The organism is Acinetobacter sp. YH12236 (assembly GCF_013417645.1).
Lineage (GTDB): Bacteria > Pseudomonadota > Gammaproteobacteria > Pseudomonadales > Moraxellaceae > Acinetobacter.
This window is the reverse complement of the sequence record NZ_VPDM01000022.1, coordinates 13,937-33,147: the sequence shown is the minus strand read 5'-3', so window position 1 is coordinate 33,147 and position 19,211 is coordinate 13,937. Positions and strand designations below refer to the sequence as shown.

The window sequence follows — 19,211 nt, the reverse complement described above, 5'->3', positions numbered from 1 at the left end:
TTTTAACTCGCCTGATAAGCCAATGAAGAGGCTGAAATGTCTACAGATGATGATGGCAGATTACGGATCAGCAGGGCATACTGCATATCGACATCTGCTGGAGCTGGAATTTCAACGATATGACCTGAACCTTTGGCATCTTCAATCAGATTGCCTTTACGGTCTTTAATCTCTGTCAAGGTAAAAGTGATGTTGCCTTTAGTGGTCATCAGCTCTAGTGAGTCACCAACGACAAAACGGTTTTTCACATCAATCTTGATATAGTCGCCATTACGCTCTAACACTTCCCCGCAGAACTGCTGATGATCGAAACTCGATGAACCATTTTCATAGTTTTGATATTCACTATGTACGTGGCGGCGCAGGAAACCTTCGGTATAACCACGATTCGCCAGACCTTCCAGTTGAGTCATCAATGAAGGGTCGAATGGCTTACCAGCAAGCGTATCATCAATGGCTTTACGGTAAATCTGCGCAGTACGCGCACAATAGAAATAAGATTTGGTACGGCCTTCAATTTTTAGTGAATGTACGCCAATTTTGGTCAGGCGTTCCACATGCTGAACGGCACGCAGGTCTTTGGAATTCATAAAATAGGTGCCATGTTCGTCTTCTTCGGCTGCGAACATATCTTCGTCATTACGTTGCAATAACACGGGTTCATCAAACTGATGTTGTACTTGTATATGTGACTCATCAGCATCTTTTGAACAACAGCCGGAATCCAGATTTTTCACCGGAATCACGTCACCAGTCACATCTTCCTTGGCATCCAGTACTTTGTATTCCCAGCGGCAGGCATTGGTACAGGCACCCTGATTAGCATCGCGCTTATTCATATAACCAGACAGCATGCAACGGCCAGAATAGGCCATGCACAGTGCGCCATGAACGAACACTTCAATCTCCATATCTGGGACTTGCTGTTTGATTTCTTCGATTTCTTCGATGGACAGTTCACGTGACAGAATCACACGAGTCAGTCCCATATTCTTCCAGAACTTTACAGTTGCCCAGTTCACGGCATTGGCCTGTACAGACAGGTGAATGTCCATGTGCGGGAAATGCTCACGCACCATCATGATCAGGCCAGGATCAGACATGATCAGTGCATCTGGTTGCATGGCAACCACAGGTTCAAGGTCACGGATAAAATTTTTCAGTTTGGAGTTATGCGGCTGAATATTCACAACCACATAGAACTTTTTGCCGAATTCATGCGCTTCTTTAATGCCAATCGCCAGATTGTCATGGTCAAATTCATTATTACGAACACGCAAGCTATAACGCGGCTGACCGGCATAGACTGCATCTGCACCATAAGCAAAGGCATAGCGCATATTTTTCAGTGAGCCAGCAGGTGAGAGAAGTTCGGTAACGTGAGAAATGCTCATGATGAAATCGAAAGACATATAAAAAGTACGTCTTTATTCTAGTCATCTAAAATCAGGATTCAACCTAGTAAATAACTCGGAATTGGCATAATTCAACTCAATTTCAAGTTAAAAGATAAACAGTGAATGATTTAAAATATCCATAAATATTTCAGCTATTTTCAATAGATTCCAATGTTTTCAAAATCTGGCAATGGTCAATCGTGGTTGGGATATTACAGCTTTCGCGAAGCGCCATTAACTGCTGTTTAAATAACTGTAATTCTTTAATTTTATTTGAAATATCTATAAGGTGCTGATCAATCATCTGGTTAACTTCACAGCAATCCTGTTCTGGATTCTGTTCCAGCTGAATCAGGTATTCAATTTCTTTTAAAGACATGCCTAAAGCACGACAGCGTTTGATAAAAATCAAGCGTTTTAAGGCCTCTTCGCTATAATAACGATACTGGTTACTTGCTCGAAAATTCGGCTGAATTAAACCTCTTTTCTCATAAAATCGAATGGTATCAGTGCTTAAATCAGTTTTCTTGGCTATATCAGAAATCAAATAATGTGACATAAATACCTCAGGCTTGACCTTGGAGTGACTCCATAGTTTCTAATGACTTTATCGCATTCAGGATAAAAAATCATCGGAGAATAATATGGCCTGTAGTTGTAGTCATGAACCCGCGCCGCCCAAACCTAATAGCAAATTTAGAACAGCTTTATGGATTGCATTATTGATTAACCTGACCTTATTTGGTGTGGAGCTGATCGGCGGTGCTTATGCACATTCATCGGCCTTATGGGCAGATGCGCTAGATTTCTTTGGAGATGCTGTGAATTATGGTATTTCTCTGGCGGTGATTGGTGCAAGTCTGTATTGGCGTGCAACAGTTGCTCTGGTTAAAGGATTGACCATGGCAGTATTTGGTCTGGTCGTCATTGGTAAAGTGATTTATGCCTTTATGCAAGGTATTCCACCTGAAGCCATTACGATGGGGATCATCGGGGTCTTGGCCTTAATCGCAAACGTTGTCACAGCCATAATTTTATATGCTTTCCGAGATGGCGATGCCAATATGAAATCAGTCTGGTTGTGCAGCCGTAATGATGCGATCGGCAATGTGGCCGTCATTTTTGCAGCAGTGGGAGTCTTTGGCAGTGGCAGTCTATGGCCAGATATTATTGTTGCAATCATTATGGCGAGTCTTGGCTTAAGCGCTGGATATCATGTGGTGAAACAGGCTCTAACTGAACGAGTATTGAAGCATGAGTCAGCCTGATCCTTAATATTAAATTTAATTATGAAAAAGCTGCTGATCAGGCAGCTTTTTTATTAGCCATAAGTCTAAAAAATAGATGAAAAATAAAGCTTTACAAATGCGATAAATTTAGGAAGAATCATGCGCGAAATTTAGAAAAGATTCATATAACTAAACAATTTAAATTTTTTAGTGTTTTTGAGGGGGAGCAATGAGCTTCATAAAACTACTTTCACTTTCAACTATTATACTGATGACTGGCTGTAGTTCTATGGTCGTCACTTATGATGCATCGGGTCAGGTGATTGGATCATGTAAAGCTACACGTGGTCTGCTTTCAACTGCTAGTGCTCATTGTAATGGATCAGGCAATGCAATTGGCGTGAACTACAATACGGTGGATGCCAAGACAGGTTTATTGCCAGTACCACCAAGTCAAAATCAGATTCATTTAGCACCATAAATCTTAGAGGGGAATATCATGAAATTATCAACACTTATTGCATTAGCAGCGACTATTGTACTAACTGGTTGTGCATCAACAGTGACTACATTTGACTCACATGGCCGTATGATTGGTTCATGCAAAGCAGAAAGCGGTTTTATTATCGGTGGTGGTGCAGGCTGTTCAGGTTCTGCAAACCAGGAAGGTCGCGATCGTTAATTTTTAATGACGATTGCAATAAAAAACCGAAGCCTAAGCTTCGGTTTTTTCTTTATTCATCAAAAAATTATTTTTGATCAGGTAAAGCAAAGGCAATAATATAGTCGCCAACATCTTTAGAATGGCTTGCACCACCTGCAGAAATCACAACATATTGTTTGCCAGTTTTTGGAGATTTATAAATCAGCGGTGCAGCAACAGCAGCAACAGGAAGCTCAGCTTTCCACACTTCTTTACCAGTTTTCGAATCCAGCGCACGTAGGTAATAATCCTGAGTACCTGCGAAGAACACCAGACCAGAAGCGGTTGAAGTAGGACCACCTAATGTCGGCATACCTAAAGGAATTGGCATATGGGTTTTCACACCTAATGGACCCAATTCTTTGGCTGTACCCATTGGTACTTCCCAAACGACTTTTTTAGATTTCAAGTCGATGGCAGTCATGGTACCAAATGGTGGTTTGTTACAAGGAACACCCAGTTTAGACTGCATGATGTCAATTTTCACACCCGCATAAGGACCAGCTAATTGTGGACGTACTGTACCCATGAATCCTGGTACTTCGTCAGTTGAGATATGATATTTACTCATATCTTCTTTACGAACCAATGACATACGAAGTGGCATACGCATATCGTTGACGTACATCATGCCAGTAGATTCATCAATGGAGATACCACCCCAGTTGAAACCACCAAGCAGACTAGGCCATTCGATATATGGTTTTTCACCTGGTGCAGTGTAAAGACCGTTATAGACAGAGTCCTTAAAGTCGATACGACAAGCCAGTTGGTCAAAGGTTGAGATGCCCCACATATCCTGTTCAGTCAATGTTGCATTACCAATTTGTGGCATGCCAACAGAGAATGGTTGGGTAGGAGAAATTTTTTCACCTTCAGCACCATTGGTGTCGACTGGACGTTCTTCCACTTTAGTGACTGGTTTACCAGTACGGCGGTCAAGAACGAAGATTTGCCCCATTTTAGTGGTTTGAATTAACGCTGGAACTTTTTTGCCATGATCATCGGTCATGTCATAAAGAACAGGTTGTGACGGCAAGTCATAATCCCAAACATCATGGTGAACAGTTTGATAAGACCAAACAGTTTTACCAGTCAAAGCATTTACCGCAACAATGGCAGAGCCAAATTTTTCTTTGGCTCCGTTACGGTCGCCGCCCCAGTAGTCAGGAGGACCATTACCTGTAGGCAAGTAAACCAGATTCAGGTCTTTGTCATAAGTCGGGATGGTCCACATGTTTGGTGTTTCTAAAGTAAAGCCTTTGCCATCTTTAGGTTCACCAACCAGTTCAGGATTACCGACATCCCAAGCCCAAGCCAATTTACCAGTACGAACGTCATAAGCACGGACAACACCAGACGGTTCGCCATGCACAATATCACGTACCCAGCCACCTAATACGGCAACATGACCCGCAATCAGTGGGGTCGAGGTTGGGTGATAACGTTTACTTTGTTCAGTTGGCCCCATGTCATGCAAGACATCGACTTGACCATTCACACCAAATTCTGGACATAAAGCACCAGTTTTGGCATTTAAGGCAATTAAACGGCCATCAACAGTAGAAGTCAGGATACGTTGTGGACAAGCTTTAATACCCGGTGCTTGTAAGTCTGCTGCAGTTAAAGATTTGTCTTTAGTTGCATCATAGTAACCAACACCACGGCAAGTGATATGCTCTGCAGTTTTTGCATGTGGATCATATTTCCAAAGTGCTTTACCACTGTCACCATCAATTGCTGAAATGATGTTAGTCGGTGTACATGAATATAAAGTACTACCAATTTGAATTGGTGTATTTTCATCGACACCGGCAGAAGTATCACGACCAGTGTGATAAGTCCAAGCCACTTTTAGATCTTTGACATTTTCAGGGGTAATGTCAGTGTACGGTGCAAAGCGGGTACCGTTACCATTACGACCGAAATATTCCCAGTTGTCTGGGTTTTCTGCATTCGGTTTAGCCAGTGCAGGGTCTTGTACGATATCAACAGGATTGAGGATTTTGCCGTGTGGGAAGAACGCAGCAATCAGGGCTGCGACACAGGCAAAGAAACCGGCAAAGCCAACAAGATTGGCAGCTTTGATTTTTGCAGCATTGAGTGTTGGCAGGCTTTTGCTTGCCCACATGCTGAGGACAAACAGAATAGTTGGAACCACCAGACGTGGGATATATTGCCAGAAGCTCAAACCTTGAACTTCAGCAATAGACCAGAGGAGGGTTGCAATAAAAGTAACAATAGAAAGCCAGAAACCAAAGGCTTTTTTCATCGCATATAAAATGGCGATTGCAACATAGGCAATCCCTGCAATGAGATAATAGCTTGTACCACCGAGGCTGAGTAATTTAGCGCCTTGAATGATCAAGTACAGCGCAACGAGTAAAGTTAATACCACTACAAAATAGCGATAGACTTTAGACCCTGTACGCTCGAGAGAGGAGGGTTGTTCAGTGCTCATACCTTGCCTATAAAAAACGGCTTGGTTGCATAAACGGTGAAACAGGAGAATGGGATCAAAACAGATCGAATTAAAAGTTTACAGAGTTTATGTAACTAAGTCTTTAGCGAGGATAAATCCTCATGAGAAATCAATTACAGTTACATATTCTAACATTTAAGAAGATTTTTTGACTAAAAAATATAATGTGAGTATTGATATTTATCATTTATTTTATTGTTTTGAACAATTATGTTTTTCTAAGTGTCTTGATTATAAAAAATTTTAAGTAAAGAATAGTTTGGGTTAATTCTTTCAGATTAAGACTTACTGGATATAAAAAACGCATGCTTAAAGCATGCGTTTTGAGATTGCAAAGGAATTTAGATTATTTTTCAACGAATGCACGTTCAATCACGTAATCGCCTAGAACGCCCATACGTGGAGATTCTTTCAGACCGTGTTGATCCAACAGTGCTGCAACGTCGTCTAGGAATGCAGGAGAACCACAGAGCATTGCACGGTCAGTTTCAGGATTGAAACGTGGTAGTCCGATTTTCTCGAATAATTGACCAGATTCAATCGCAGTGGTTACACGACCTTGAGTATGGAATTCTTCACGAGTAACAGTTGGGTAATACACTAATTTTTCTTTAGCGCCCAATTCACCAAAGAATTCGTGGTTTGGAATTTCGTTAAGAATCAAATCTTGATAAGCCAGTTCTGAAATGAAACGTGTACCGTGAACGACGATGATTTTTTCAAAACGTTCATAGGTTTCTGGATCTCGAATCACAGAAAGGAAAGGTGCAAGACCAGTACCTGAAGAAAGAAGATACAAGTTCTTACCTGGATTCAGGTCATCAAGAACCAGCGTACCTGTAGGTTTTTTAGAAACCAGGATTTCGTCGCCAACTTTAACTTTTTGTAGAATAGAAGTAAGAGGACCATCTGGCACTTTAATAGAGAAAAACTCTAGCTCTTCTTCATAGTTTGCACTTGCGATTGAATACGCACGCATTAAAGGCTTGCCATTGACCTCAAGACCGATCATCACAAACTGACCGTTTTTAAAACGTAATGCAGTGTCACGAGTCGTTTTAAAAGAGAATAAAGTGTCATTCCAATGGTGGACGTGAGTAATCTTTTCGACGTTAAAAGCAGCCATTAAAGGTCTCAATAAGTTATCAAATTAGAACAGGTTGCTATTCTAATCTAAATTCATTCTCTATAAACTGAATATATTTAATTGAGCTTATCAAAAAAAGTGATTATGACCGAACTCACTCTGCCGATTATTGGCTATATGCATTCTCCCTATAAAGAAAAGTTTGGCATCCCGCGTCAGCCTAATTTGGTACAGGTTGAAAGCTATATTGAAATGATCGGCCCATATAATGATTTACTCGCATTTGAAGGCATCGAAGAGTTTAGTCATCTCTGGTTAGTCTGGCAGTTTCATGACAATAAAAATCAGCAGAGCCAGCAGTTTCGTCCGCAGGTTCGACCACCCCGTTTAGGCGGTAACAAGAAAATTGGTGTATTTGCTACACGTAGTATGTACCGTCCTGCACCCATTGGTTTATCAGTCGTAAAGTTAAATCGTGTAGAAAAAGTCGGTAAAAATGTCTGGGTTTATGTTACTGGAAGCGACCTATTAGATGGAACGCCGATTATAGACATTAAACCTTATATTCAATATTCGGATGCAGTGATTGATGCGCAAAGCGGCTATGCACAGGACGAACCATCACGTAAGTCTGTAATGTGGAGTAAGGACGCTGAACAGCAAAAAAAATTATTATTAGAAAAAGGAAAAATATCTGCTCAATTGCTAGAAGAACTTGAAGCCGTTTTATCTCTCGATCCTAGGCCGGCATATCAGGATGATGAGAACCGGGTTTATGGAATGAAGTTTGCGGATTTGGATGTGAAATTTAAAGTTACTTTAACTGATATTGTAGTCGATCAGTTAATTTGTTGAATTTTTAAAATGAAATACTGATTTAAAATAGGAACCTCAACTAAATTGGAGTCCCTATTTAATATGAATATAAAGCACTCGAAGTACTTTATATCACGTTATTATGAGTATTTTTTAATTTGCTTTCTTAATTCTTCAGATGCAATATTATTAAATAAAGTGCATGCATTCTCTTGTAAAGTTGCATACTCCTGTAGAGCTGGTTTGTCCTGAGCAGATGCTGAATTAACCAGTGCTTTAGATGCGGCTAAAATATTTTTAATATTATATTCTTCTCCAGCTGGATGATAATCAACTTCATAATATTTGCTCTTATATTCAGCTAGTCCCCATTGCTGATCTTCTCTAAGATCTAGATATGCTATAGCATCCTTGAAAGTATGTTTGGCATATTTACTATCTTTTGAAATATCAGCCCATTCAAGTTTCAAATAATCTTGTACATAATCTTCAAGTGAATATTTATATAGCTCAATATATTTTTGTGAGTTATCAATAGTTTGAAATTGAATACAAGTAGATCCGGTAGGGAATATTGAATTAGAAAGTACTCGATAAAAATCTTCCCCTTTTTCTCCCATAGGGTAGGTATCGAGTAAATTATATTTTAAATTGACATAATGCTCTGGACTGAGGACTTGAGCAATATTTTTACCACTAATATCAAAGACCTTGAATGTAAGTGTACTGCTTAATCCTGTGGAATTAATTGGAGAATATGGAACTTGCTTCCAGGTGGTTGCATTAGCCGTAATAGTCCCTTGCAATTTGCCATAGGTCGCATGTGTAGAACCGTGATCATATAATCCATTTTCAGTTAGATAGAAAGTTTCACTTTCATCCCAGCCTGTTGTTTCGTCTACTTTTATATAGATATTCCCTTGATCAAAGGTTAGCTGTTCAATTTCATAATTTAGATCCGAGTCGGAATATTCATCAATATAGAATGATGACCATTGTTGGAAGTCAGGTTTTTTAAGGGTAGTATTTCCAGTTCCAGTTCCAGTTCCAGTTCCAGTTCCAGTTCCAGTTCCAGTTTTACCGCCATTTGAATTAGAAGATGAACCCCCACCACACGCACTTAGCATTAATGCACTGAAAATAGCGAGCGATAAATTTTTTAACTTCATAATAGTCCTTATTAAAATAATTAATTTAAATATTGCTTTTCTTAATTGAAGCAAACTGATTATAGCGAGAAAATATTAGAATTAAACTTGTAAAATATATAAAAATTGATTATTTGAATATACTTAATAGTCAAAAATACATCCACCAAAAAATACCCATCAACACAGCCATATGTAAAATCTGTATCGGTGCAAAATACAACGCGAATTTAAAACCACCTGTTAAGGCTGCATTGACCGATTTAGCCAAAGCATGTGCGCCTAAACCTAAGAGTAAGGCATAGATCAAACGGGTATTGGAGGGATCTCCTTGAATGACCACACTGGCCATTGCGGCATGAATTTCAAATAAGGACGCAAATAAAGTACCAGCCAGGAGACCAGCATTACCGAGTAATATTTCCAGTCCGTAAACTCCAGCCTGAATAAGGGTTAATGCGGCAGAGATAATCACAGCTTCCTTGAGGCTAAACATCTTACTGTCAGAAGATTCAGGAGACTCCTGATTTTTAGCAGGTTCAGCTTTATGTAATAATATAAATGCACATGCAGCCAGAAGAAGCATAGCGACCAACGACGGTAAGAGCAAAATTTTTAGCCAGTCCCAAGAAACGCCTCCCACTACAATAAACAATAGAACTAATGTCGACATGCAGGACATCAGGGCAGCACCAGCATTGGATTTTGCATCCATTTCACCTTTACGGACCTGTATCCCTAATTGAGCAATAGTGGCTGTACTGGAAACAAAACCCGAGGCAATTGAAGACAATATCAAGGCATTTTTAGTCGAGAAGAAACGTTTAGCGATATGTGCCAAAGCTTGAACTACCAGAATCAGAGTTACTAATTTTAAAATCAGATAAGGGTTCAGCACTTCACCCCATAAAGGCCGGTCAGGGGTTAGCGGTAAACCAATCAGAATCAAGGCTAATAATAGTAATCCATCCCTAAATTCAGCCTCAGTAATCCACTGTCCGGCAATATTATGCATAGAGTGTTTGGCCATTAAAATTATCGTGATCAGAACTGCTAGTCCTGCAGCCAGAGGAATATTCCACAGACAAATCGCCCCAATAAAATAGGTCATGATAAAGGCCAATTCGGTGGTAATCCCCGGATCTTCTATCTGGTTTCTAATAGAAAAAATGACAATACCGCCAATAATGAGTGCACCGGCCAGACCCATTGCCATTCCGAATAAAAAGCACAATGCGCCTAATAAAGCACAGATCGCAAAAGAGCGTAGCCCGGCAAAACTGGCCTGTTCTTCACGCTGTTTATGCCGTTCACGTTCCAGACCAATCAATAAGCCACATCCTAAGGCGGCGGTCAGGAGGGTAAGCAGCTCATGAAAGGAACTACTTTCATTTAAGGGAACTACGTTTAAATCCATACCCGGTCTCAGCGATTGAATAAGATATCCTGATTGAAATATAGGCGAAAAATTGACACATCGACAAGCAGAAAAAGGTTATGACCTAAAACCCATGTGATGTGTTTATCATTTATGAGAAACAATATTGCTTTTAAGTTTGGAAGTCGCGATGGAATGCGAAAAACAGGAAAAACTTGTTATAGTGGAGGCAGTTTTGGGGACCATCGATCATGAAATTTGATTTTGAAATTGATACAGGCTGGTGTTTGGATCAGCTTTTAAAAGACGGAAAAATAACTGAACGTGACCGGATGCGAGTTCAGACCACACATCGTCAACGTGAACAAATAAAATGGCATCCCTTGCAATGGATCGCGCACTTTAGTCTGGTTGATCAGTCCCATCCTCAAAGTACTTTGACACTCAACCGCTTATGCCAGTGGCTGGCAGAAAAAACCGGTTTAATGTTCTATATTATCGATCCGCTCAAAGCTGATGTGCAGGCCTTGACCAATGTTATGTCACAGGAATATGCATTGCGTAACCGTATTCTGGCAGTAGAAATTCAACCAGATAAAGTTCTGATTGCTACAGATCAGCCTTATAAAACTGAATGGGTCTCAAACCTCGAACAGAATATTGCACCAAAAAAAATTGAACGGGTATTGCTCAATCCGGAACAGCTCCAGCGTTATATTGTTGAGTATTATCAGGTGAGTCGTGCAGTCAGTGGCTCACAAAAATCATCTGCTTATGACCGGGAAAATAAAGGCGTAGAAGCCTTACTGCAACTGGGTGATTCACAGAATCCGGATGCCAATGACCAGCATATCGTGAAACTGGTAGACTGGGTGCTGCAATTTGCCTTTGAGCAGGGTGCCAGTGATATTCATATGGAACCGCGCAAAGACACCGGCAAGATCCGTTTCCGGATTGATGGAGTATTGCATACCATCTATAACATGCCAGCCAATACCTTGACCGCAGTTATTTCCCGAATCAAGATTCTGGGCCGGATGAATGTGGCAGAAAAACGTAAACCACAGGATGGTCGTTTAAAAACTCGGACTCCAAAAGGGCAGGAAACAGAACTGCGTTTATCGACCTTACCCACCGCATTTGGTGAAAAGCTGGTAATGCGTATATTTGACCCAGAAGTTCTGGTCAGAAGTTTTCAGCAGCTCGGTTTCGAAGGGTATTTACTGAATGAATGGAACGCGTTAACCAGTCATAGTCATGGGATTATTCTGGTCACCGGACCGACCGGTTCTGGTAAAACCACCACACTGTATTCCACTTTAAAGCAGCTTGCGACTGAGCAGGTGAATGTCTGCACGATTGAAGATCCGATCGAGATGCTGGAACCAAGCTTTAACCAGATGCAGGTCAATAACGGAATTGAACTGGGCTTTGCAGATGGTGTACGTGCACTGATGCGTCAGGATCCTGACATTATTATGGTCGGCGAGATTCGTGACCAAGATACGGCCAATATGGCGATTCAGGCAGCATTAACCGGTCACTTGGTACTTTCTACCTTGCATACCAATGATGCGCCGTCGAGTCTGACCCGTTTGCATGATCTGGGCGTACAACCATTTTTAACAGCAGCGACTATCCTGGGGGTTCTGGCCCAACGTCTGGTGCGTAAGCTATGCCCACACTGCAAGCAGGAGAGTTTTCTGGATGAGCAGGAATGGCAACATCTGGCAGTGGACTATCCTTTACCACGTCCGGAATTTGTTTTTAAAGCAGTCGGTTGTGAAGAGTGTCGCCATACCGGTTATAAAGGCCGAATCGGGATTTATGAGTTTATGCCGCTTAGCCTGACCACCAAGCAATTGATCGGAGCGGATGCTAACCTGAATCAGTTACGTCAGCAGGCAAAAAAAGAAGGGGTAGAACCTTTACGGATTGCCGGTGCTCGCAAGATTCTGGAAGGGGTCACCACGCTTGAAGAGGTCTTAAGAGTTGTGCCATTAAATTAATTCTAAAGATGAAGCGATCTTAAGATTCAATTCATCTTCGGCTGTTTTAATAGCATTATCGAAACAGGGCAAGACTTTAAAAAGAGGTAACTGCAATGAAAATGATGATGAATACTATTTTAGCAGCAGCATTAATGGGTTCAATTGGGACTGTCGCAGTTGCGAGTAGTGAAACTGCGGTGAATCAGGCTGCATTTGCTAAAACGACTACAGTTAAGCAAGCATTGACCATGAAAGATGACAGCAAGGTTCAGCTGAAAGGTTATGTGGTAAAAGCTGTCGGTGATGAAAAATACCAGTTCCGCGATAATACTGGCACCATTACTGTCGAAATTGATGATGAACTTTGGCAGGGTAAACCTGTATCAGCTAAAACACCTGTGGTAATCATTGGTGAAGTGGACATTGACTATAAACCTGCGAAACGTGTTGAAATTGATGTCGACCAAGTTCAGTTCTAATTCCAGCATGATTTCCTGAACTGAATCTGAAGACAGCAACAAAAAACCACATGCAAGTTACCAAAAAGTATGTGGTTTTTTTGAGTCTAAAACTTTTTCAAGGCAAGATAGAAAGTTCAAGGCAAGATAGAAAGATAAAATAAGCGGAGCATAGCATGCGTATTCTTTTGGCAGAGGATGATGAATCTCAGGCGGAAAGTATTCAAACCTGGCTGGAAATGGATGGTTATGTGATTGATCGGGTTCATCGTGGAGATCATGCCATTCTGGCGATTGAACAGCATCAATACGACTGTATTTTGCTGGACCGTGGCTTGCCGAATGCAACTGGAGATGACATTCTTAAAAGCTTGCGCAATAAACAGAAAGATACGCCCGTTATATTTATTACCGCCAAGGACAGTATTTATGACCGGGTCGCAGGACTCGATTTGGGTGCCAATGATTATCTGGTAAAACCCTTTAGTCTGGAAGAACTTTCCGCTCGCGTGCGTGCCCAGCTCAGACAAAAACAGCAAATGCCAAATCATATCCTGCAATGGCAGGATCTTAGTCTGGACACCCAAGCCAAGACTGTAATGAAGGCGGGGCAGAGCATTAATCTGACTGCAAAAGAATTCCAGATTTTATATAAGCTGATGCAAAAACCAGAACATATCATTACCCGAGAACAGCTGGAAGAATCACTCTATGCCTGGGGAGATGAAATCGAAAGCAATGCGATTGAAGTCTTTATTTATCAGCTACGTAAAAAAATTGGCAGTCAGATGATTAAAACCATTCGTGGCTTGGGCTACCGGATGCATAAACCCGAGGCCTCCATATGAAGGCACCCATTTCCCTGCAAAGCCGGCTGATTCAACATGCCATGTTCAGTTCCATACTGGCAGGATTTCTGGCATGGCTGCTGTTATTGGGAATTTCCAGTTATCAGGCGATTGATTTGCATGATGACCTGATGGAGGAAATTTCAGAGTTACTTTTAGGAGATGTTAACCAGGCCAAAAATACGCAGGTTGATGAAATCAGTGAGCAGTTTGATATTCAATATGCCTTACTACTGAATCAGCAGGTACTGACCACTTCAATTGATGATGAACTGATTAATGAGATACCAGTTGCACAGAAAAACGGATTTCACTTTGATTATGAAAATGGTCATTTTATTCGAATTCTGATTGCTGAAGATCAAGACTTGAAAGTGAAAGTGGTACAACCGCTTTCGGTACGCTTTGATGAGCTTTGGCAAACGACTTTAGGTTTCGCCGGGATTTTATTTATCCTATGGATATTACAGTGGCTGATTTTACGTTTTGCCATTAAGCGGCAATTAAGACCTTTAAATAAAATTTCCCGAGAAATCGGTTCTAAATCTGCACAGGATCTCACTCCGGTTCAAAGTCCTGATCCTGAGATTACTGAATTGCAACCGATTATCCGTCAGCTGAATGCCATGTTGAGCAGGCTGGAAAAGTCATTGGCTGCCGAGCAACGTTTTACTGCCGATGCTTCACATGAGTTGCGTTCCCCATTGTCTGCCATTCAAATGCGTTTACAGGTGCTGAAACGTAAATATCAGGAAGATGCTCAACTTAGGCAAGCGTTACAGATGATTCAGAATGACGTCAACCGCGGAACGCAGATTCTGGAAAACTTACTGCTATTGGCTCGGCTTGATCCAGAACATGCAGAGCAGTTGCCCAAACAGCAGGTGAATCTTAAAGTATTGGTTCAGGAGGTCTTACAAGCTTTACAACCTTTTGCTCAGGAAAAAGAGATCCACTGGAACTTAAAACTTGAAGATGCAGTGATTGAAGCAAATGCAGAGCTGATTTTTAGCTGTATCCGCAATCTGGTTGATAATGCCATTCGTTATACGCCGATGCAGGGACAGGTCGAAATCAGGACGATAGTTGAAGGTCAGAATCTACAACTTATGATTGAAAATTCGGGAGAGGGAATTCAGGAAGAAGTTGTTCAACGTTTAGGTGAGCGTTTTTACCGCGCCTTGGGCACGCGAACACAAGGTTCAGGTTTGGGATTGTCGATTTGTCAAAAGATTATGCAGTTACATACGGCCAAGATTGATTATGCGCCGTCAGTTTTGGGTGGGCTTAAAGTTTCATTAATTTTTCAATCTGAAGAATAAAGATATTAGATATAGCAATTAAAAAAAGCAGTATGCGCTGATTCATACTGCCTGTTCCCACGTTTATTATTTTTGGAGTATTTAAATTACTTAGTCAGGATGAGACGATTGTTACGAGTCAAACGTAGACGGTATTCTTCACCCGCATGCATGATCCGGATTTCTCGTCCTAGCGCAAATAAATTGTTCGAATGCAACATCGGTAGCGCATGCTGAGTATCATTATTGCGGGTAAATAGGCTAAATGGTGCGTTCATTCCGTCGACTCCGTGGTGTGTTTTGGATTGATTTAAATGATAATCATTATCGAATAGATCTGTCAACGAATAATTGCTGCATTTATAAAAAACTCTAATTTGCTTACAATCTGTAAAACTTCAATAGTTCAGAACATTATGTCTAAAGCCACAATTCATGTCGCAATCGCTATTTTATTTCATCACAATCAGGTTCTGGTCGGTTGGCGTGAAGCTAAACAGCATCAGGGCAATAAATATGAGTTTCCAGGCGGAAAAGTAGAACAGGGCGAATTGCCTATAGAGGCATGTCGACGTGAAGTGATTGAAGAAGTCGGAATTGACATCGAACAATGGCAGGCTTTTGATTTTATTTCGCATGAATATGAAGATGTCATCGTCAATCTGCATATTTTCCATGCTTCGGTTCAGCCAGAACAATTAGCTGGAATCAAGCAGCCTTGGCGCTGGTATAGCCGGGATGAACTCAGTGAACTAAATTTTCCTAAAGCCAATCAGGCCATGATTCAAAAGCTGCAATGGCCGAGAAAGATCAAAATTTCTGAAGACTTGAGTCACCTGAATAATCTGGAAACAGACCAGATGCTGTATTGGCGAGTAATGGCCAGCCCTGAACACATTAGCCAGTTACAGCAGATTCCAGTCGATCAGTTATCCAGATTGATCATTAATCAGGAACTTTGGTCACAATTGAATGAATTGCAGCAGCAAACCATTCGTACGCTTCACCTGAAACAGTCTCAATTGATGCAACTGCAAAAAGGGGAGTTAGCTGGTGGCTATCGTTATCTTGCAGCCTGTCACGATCTGGAAGCATTAAAACATGCAGAAAACATAGGCTGTGAAGCAGCTTTACTCAGCCCGGTACTGGCAACAGAAACACATCCTGATACCGCAGCTTTAGGCTGGGAAAAATTTAAACAGATGGCTGAACAGGTACAGATTCCTGTATTTGCCTTAGGCGGTATAAAAGCTGAAGATCTAGACCATGCTCAAAACCAGCATGCTTATGGGATTGCAGGGATCCGTTATGTTTAAGTCAGAAACTTATTATAAATAACCGGGCTCACGCCAGGGCCTTAAAATTTCTTTAAGGCCTGCTGAGCTTGCTGAATGGCTTTGGTGTTTTTTTGCAGTTGAGCTGCTTTCAGGCGCACCTGCCAGAGCTGCTTTTTCATTGCATTGGTCTGCGCATAGCTCAAACCACGTAAGGCGAAAGCATCTGCACGGGCCGGCTGGTTTTTACGGTTTGCGATCAAGCCAAGATACAGATAAGTTTCTGAAGCTTGGGGCGCCAAACGCTGAGCTTGTACTGCAGAAGTTTCAGCTTGATTATATTGCTGCTTGCTATAGGCCTGCTGAGTTTGCTGCATCAATTTTTTAAATGCAGGTAAGTTACGTCCATCATCAAACTTTTGTGCCTGAGGCTTTTGCTCAGGGATCACAATCTTCTGACGTTTAATCTCCGGTCGATCATAGGGCGTAATCACTACACCATCAGGTGTAGAGGATTTTGGTTTCTGCTTAACCGGAGGTTTAGTAGGAGCCGCAGGCTGTTCTGGCTCCGACATGCTTTGGCAGCCCACCAGACCGAGGATGAGCAGACCAGGAATCAATTTTCTTAACATAAACATAGACTCAATTATTGGCTATAACTTCCACTCGCGATAATACGGGTTTGTTTAGCAACTTCGCGTTCTATTTCTGTTTCACTTTCTTGTATATAACGACTGAGATCATCATCTTCCTCATCTTCTGGTGAAGGTTCTGAATCAATCGTATAAGGTTCAGTGGCGTAATGCGAGATGCCACAAGCAGTTGCCTGATTAGGCAAGGCATGACGTGAAATCGGAATATACATGGCACCATCACAGCCTTGGGCAGTCAGTTTACCTGTATAACGGTCCAGCCAGTGCCATTCAATTTCATTAGGCTGAGCCAGATTCACCGGCTTCTGATGCAGCTGTTTCATGACATTGGTCCAGACCGGAAGTGCACCTGAAGAACCGGTTAATCCAGTGACTTTGTTGTCATCCAGACCTAACCAGACCACTGTCATATAGTTGCCAGAATAACCTGCAAACCATGAATCACGGGTATCGTTTGTCGTACCCGATTTACCCGCCAGATTCAGGTTGCGTGGCAAACTGTTATAGGCAGAACGACCAGTACCACTCGACATGACCTGTTGTAAACCATAATTCAGAGCATAGGCTGATGCTGGATCAATCGTCGGCTGAACACTTAAGCTGTAACGTTCAAGCGAGCGGCCATTCGCATCAACTACTGAACGAATCGATTTCACCGGATATTTAAAGCCACCTGTTGCGAAGTTACCGTAAATATTCATCACTTCCATCGGTGACATGTCTACTGCACCTAAATAAATAGATGGATAAGAAGGAATGTCAGAAGTCACACCGAATTTTTGCAGATGGTTAATAAAGGTCGACAGGCCAAATTCCTGTGCCAAACGTACCGCAGACAGGTTATAGGATTGTGACAGGGCAAGAGACATCGGTACTACACCATGTGCGCTACCACTATAGTTTTTCGGTGTCCATGGTTTGCCATCACTTTGAATGGTGATCTGGCTGTCTTCAATTGGACTGGCCCAGTGATAGCGATTCGATTCTAGTGCTGTCAAATAAATCACCGGTTTGAGTAATGAACCCACCTGACGCTTGGCATCTAAAGCACGGTTAAAACCGGTAAAGTCCTGGGTAGAACCTACCGCTGCAACCAGTTCGCCATTTTCAGGGTGTGCGACCAGAACAGCGCCCTGCAAATCTTTTAGACGGCCTGGATTGGCTTTGCTTAAACGGGCTACACTTTCCTTAAAGCTGTCTTGAATTCGGGTTTGTGCCAATGGATCTAAGGTTGTGAAAATACGCAGACCCTGGTTGGTTAAATCAGTTTCCTGATATTCGGTACGCAACTGACGGCGAACGATATCCAGAAAATCCGGGAAGCGAGCAGGGCCTAAAGTTGGTTTGGAAATGACGTTCAGCGGACGGGCAGTTTCTGTTTCATACTGATCTTGGGTCAGATTACCCATTACCAGCATATTATTTAGAATCACATCACGACGTTTTTTCGCAAGTTCAGGATTACGCCATGGGTTATACAGGCTTGGACCTTGTACCAGACCGACTAAAAAGGCCTGTTGAGAAATATTCAGTTCACGTAACGGCAAGCCAAAATAAAATTGTGAAGCCAGACCATAACCATTTATGGAATAGTTGCCATTTTGGCCCAGATTCACTTCATTTAAATAGGCTTCCAGAATCTCATCTTTGCCATAATGCAATTCAATCAGCATTGCCATAAAGGCTTCATTCACCTTACGTTTTAAGGTGCGTTCTGGTGTTAAGTAGAAATTCTTGACCAGCTGCTGGGTGAGGGTTGAACCACCTTGACGTTTACCACCAGTAATATTACTTACCACTGCACGTGCAATCCCGCGTGGAGATACACCATGGTGATTGTAGAAATTACGGTCTTCAGTGGCAATTAATGCGTCAATTAACGGTTTAGGCACTTTATTGAGCTTAATCAGCACACGGTCTTCATTATGCTGTGGATAAATACCACCAATCAATAAAGGTTCCAGACGGGCAATCCCGCTAGAAGAGGGTTTGGTCGCACTTACTTCAGCAATCTGATCGCCATCAAAGCTGACTTTCAATACCTGTTCAGGTTCAACGCGATCGCCAAAATCAAAGCCACGGGTATGCACATACATGGTATTGCCAGTGCTGACAAAGCTGCCCGATTTGGTATAGCTGTCTGAACCTTTATAACCCAGTAATTTTAATTCTTGTTGGAAATCCTGCTGGCTGACCGGGGCATTTACATACACTTCCATCGGGCGTGCGAAAACCTTGGCCGGAATATCCCAGCGTTGACCTTCAAATTTTTCACGCACAATATTATCTAATTTAATCAAATAGATACTAAATGCTACAAATGCAGAAATGACTAGAATGGAGAAGATTAAGGCAATGAACCCCATACCTCGTTCAGATTTCATAAATGACGATAAGACCCTGTGAAATTGTGCTAATCATGCGAAGCTTTTCATTATTTTGCAAT

The 19,211-nt window shown here is 41.7% G+C and carries 18 protein-coding genes; 9 read left to right on the top strand and 9 right to left on the bottom strand.

Annotation, left to right across the window (positions count from 1 at the left end; genetic code table 11):
* Positions 1-2 precede the first annotated feature (2 nt).
* Positions 3-1,412 carry a tRNA 5-hydroxyuridine modification protein YegQ gene (yegQ, locus tag FTV14_RS10620; RefSeq protein ID WP_180053888.1) on the bottom strand — a complete coding sequence of 470 codons (1,410 nt, stop codon included), beginning with the start codon at positions 1,410-1,412 and terminating at the stop codon, positions 3-5.
* Between the two features lie 133 nt (positions 1,413-1,545).
* Positions 1,546-1,956 (bottom strand): Cd(II)/Pb(II)-responsive transcriptional regulator, encoded by a 411-nt coding sequence (locus FTV14_RS10615; protein WP_180053887.1) that lies wholly within the window; start codon positions 1,954-1,956, stop codon positions 1,546-1,548.
* A gap of 85 nt (positions 1,957-2,041) precedes the next feature.
* Here FTV14_RS10615 and FTV14_RS10610 point away from each other — a divergent pair, with 85 nt between their 5' ends.
* The 3 genes from FTV14_RS10610 to FTV14_RS10600 all read left to right on the top strand — a co-directional run bounded on the left by FTV14_RS10610 (position 2,042) and on the right by FTV14_RS10600 (position 3,308).
* Complete coding sequence (locus FTV14_RS10610) at positions 2,042-2,665, top strand: cation transporter (protein ID WP_180053886.1); 624 nt, start codon at positions 2,042-2,044, stop codon at positions 2,663-2,665.
* A gap of 190 nt (positions 2,666-2,855) precedes the next feature.
* Entirely contained in the window at positions 2,856-3,107 is a 252-nt protein-coding gene (locus tag FTV14_RS10605; RefSeq protein WP_166135999.1) for a hypothetical protein, read from the top strand.
* An 18-nt stretch (positions 3,108-3,125) separates the two neighbouring features.
* Positions 3,126-3,308: a hypothetical protein gene (locus FTV14_RS10600; protein ID WP_166136002.1), complete on the top strand. Its 183-nt coding sequence runs from the start codon at positions 3,126-3,128 to the stop codon at positions 3,306-3,308.
* A gap of 67 nt (positions 3,309-3,375) precedes the next feature.
* Here the strand turns inward: FTV14_RS10600 and FTV14_RS10595 are convergent, their stop codons facing one another.
* Together FTV14_RS10595 and FTV14_RS10590 are read right to left on the bottom strand one after the other, a co-directional pair.
* Entirely contained in the window at positions 3,376-5,790 is a 2,415-nt protein-coding gene (locus tag FTV14_RS10595; protein ID WP_180053885.1) for a membrane-bound PQQ-dependent dehydrogenase, glucose/quinate/shikimate family, read from the bottom strand.
* Positions 5,791-6,157: 367 nt separating this feature from the next.
* Positions 6,158-6,937: a ferredoxin--NADP reductase gene (locus tag FTV14_RS10590; RefSeq protein WP_005236496.1), complete on the bottom strand. Its 780-nt coding sequence runs from the start codon at positions 6,935-6,937 to the stop codon at positions 6,158-6,160.
* 105 nt (positions 6,938-7,042) lie between these two features.
* Here FTV14_RS10590 and tsaA point away from each other — a divergent pair, with 105 nt between their 5' ends.
* Positions 7,043-7,753 carry a tRNA (N6-threonylcarbamoyladenosine(37)-N6)-methyltransferase TrmO gene (gene tsaA / locus FTV14_RS10585; RefSeq protein ID WP_180053884.1) on the top strand — a complete coding sequence of 237 codons (711 nt, stop codon included), beginning with the start codon at positions 7,043-7,045 and terminating at the stop codon, positions 7,751-7,753.
* 101 nt (positions 7,754-7,854) lie between these two features.
* On the opposite strand, the gene FTV14_RS10580 is transcribed toward tsaA, so the two are convergent.
* Both FTV14_RS10580 and FTV14_RS10575 read right to left on the bottom strand, forming a co-directional pair.
* On the bottom strand, positions 7,855-8,883 hold the full coding sequence (locus FTV14_RS10580) for a hypothetical protein (RefSeq protein WP_180053883.1): 1,029 nt from the start codon (positions 8,881-8,883) through the stop codon (positions 7,855-7,857).
* 130 nt (positions 8,884-9,013) lie between these two features.
* On the bottom strand, positions 9,014-10,279 hold the full coding sequence (locus FTV14_RS10575) for an MgtC/SapB family protein (protein WP_180053882.1): 1,266 nt from the start codon (positions 10,277-10,279) through the stop codon (positions 9,014-9,016).
* Between the two features lie 212 nt (positions 10,280-10,491).
* On the opposite strand from FTV14_RS10575, the gene FTV14_RS10570 reads away from it, so the two are divergent.
* From FTV14_RS10570 to FTV14_RS10555, 4 genes are all read left to right on the top strand, one after another.
* The gene (locus FTV14_RS10570; protein ID WP_180053881.1) at positions 10,492-12,249 is read left to right on the top strand and encodes a GspE/PulE family protein; all 1,758 of its coding nucleotides are present in this window, start codon (positions 10,492-10,494) and stop codon (positions 12,247-12,249) included.
* Positions 12,250-12,344: 95 nt separating this feature from the next.
* On the top strand, positions 12,345-12,710 hold the full coding sequence (locus FTV14_RS10565; RefSeq protein WP_125279084.1) for a NirD/YgiW/YdeI family stress tolerance protein: 366 nt from the start codon (positions 12,345-12,347) through the stop codon (positions 12,708-12,710).
* A 155-nt stretch (positions 12,711-12,865) separates the two neighbouring features.
* Positions 12,866-13,537: a response regulator transcription factor gene (locus tag FTV14_RS10560; RefSeq protein ID WP_180053880.1), complete on the top strand. Its 672-nt coding sequence runs from the start codon at positions 12,866-12,868 to the stop codon at positions 13,535-13,537.
* The gene (locus FTV14_RS10555) at positions 13,534-14,859 is read left to right on the top strand and encodes a HAMP domain-containing sensor histidine kinase (RefSeq protein ID WP_180018547.1); all 1,326 of its coding nucleotides are present in this window, start codon (positions 13,534-13,536) and stop codon (positions 14,857-14,859) included. The genes FTV14_RS10560 and FTV14_RS10555 overlap by 4 nt, the downstream gene beginning before the upstream one ends.
* A gap of 86 nt (positions 14,860-14,945) precedes the next feature.
* Here FTV14_RS10555 and hemP read toward each other — a convergent pair whose 3' ends face one another.
* On the bottom strand, positions 14,946-15,116 hold the full coding sequence (gene hemP, locus FTV14_RS10550; protein WP_004784247.1) for a hemin uptake protein HemP: 171 nt from the start codon (positions 15,114-15,116) through the stop codon (positions 14,946-14,948).
* Between the two features lie 138 nt (positions 15,117-15,254).
* On the opposite strand from hemP, the gene FTV14_RS10545 reads away from it, so the two are divergent.
* On the top strand, positions 15,255-16,154 hold the full coding sequence (locus FTV14_RS10545) for an NUDIX domain-containing protein (protein ID WP_125279081.1): 900 nt from the start codon (positions 15,255-15,257) through the stop codon (positions 16,152-16,154).
* A 41-nt stretch (positions 16,155-16,195) separates the two neighbouring features.
* Here FTV14_RS10545 and FTV14_RS10540 read toward each other — a convergent pair whose 3' ends face one another.
* Positions 16,196-16,744 (bottom strand): tetratricopeptide repeat protein, encoded by a 549-nt coding sequence (locus tag FTV14_RS10540; protein WP_180053879.1) that lies wholly within the window; start codon positions 16,742-16,744, stop codon positions 16,196-16,198.
* Between the two features lie 14 nt (positions 16,745-16,758).
* Positions 16,759-19,149, bottom strand: coding sequence for a penicillin-binding protein 1B (gene mrcB / locus FTV14_RS10535; RefSeq protein WP_180053878.1), 2,391 nt, complete (start codon positions 19,147-19,149; stop codon positions 16,759-16,761).
* Positions 19,150-19,211: the final 62 nt, after the last annotated feature.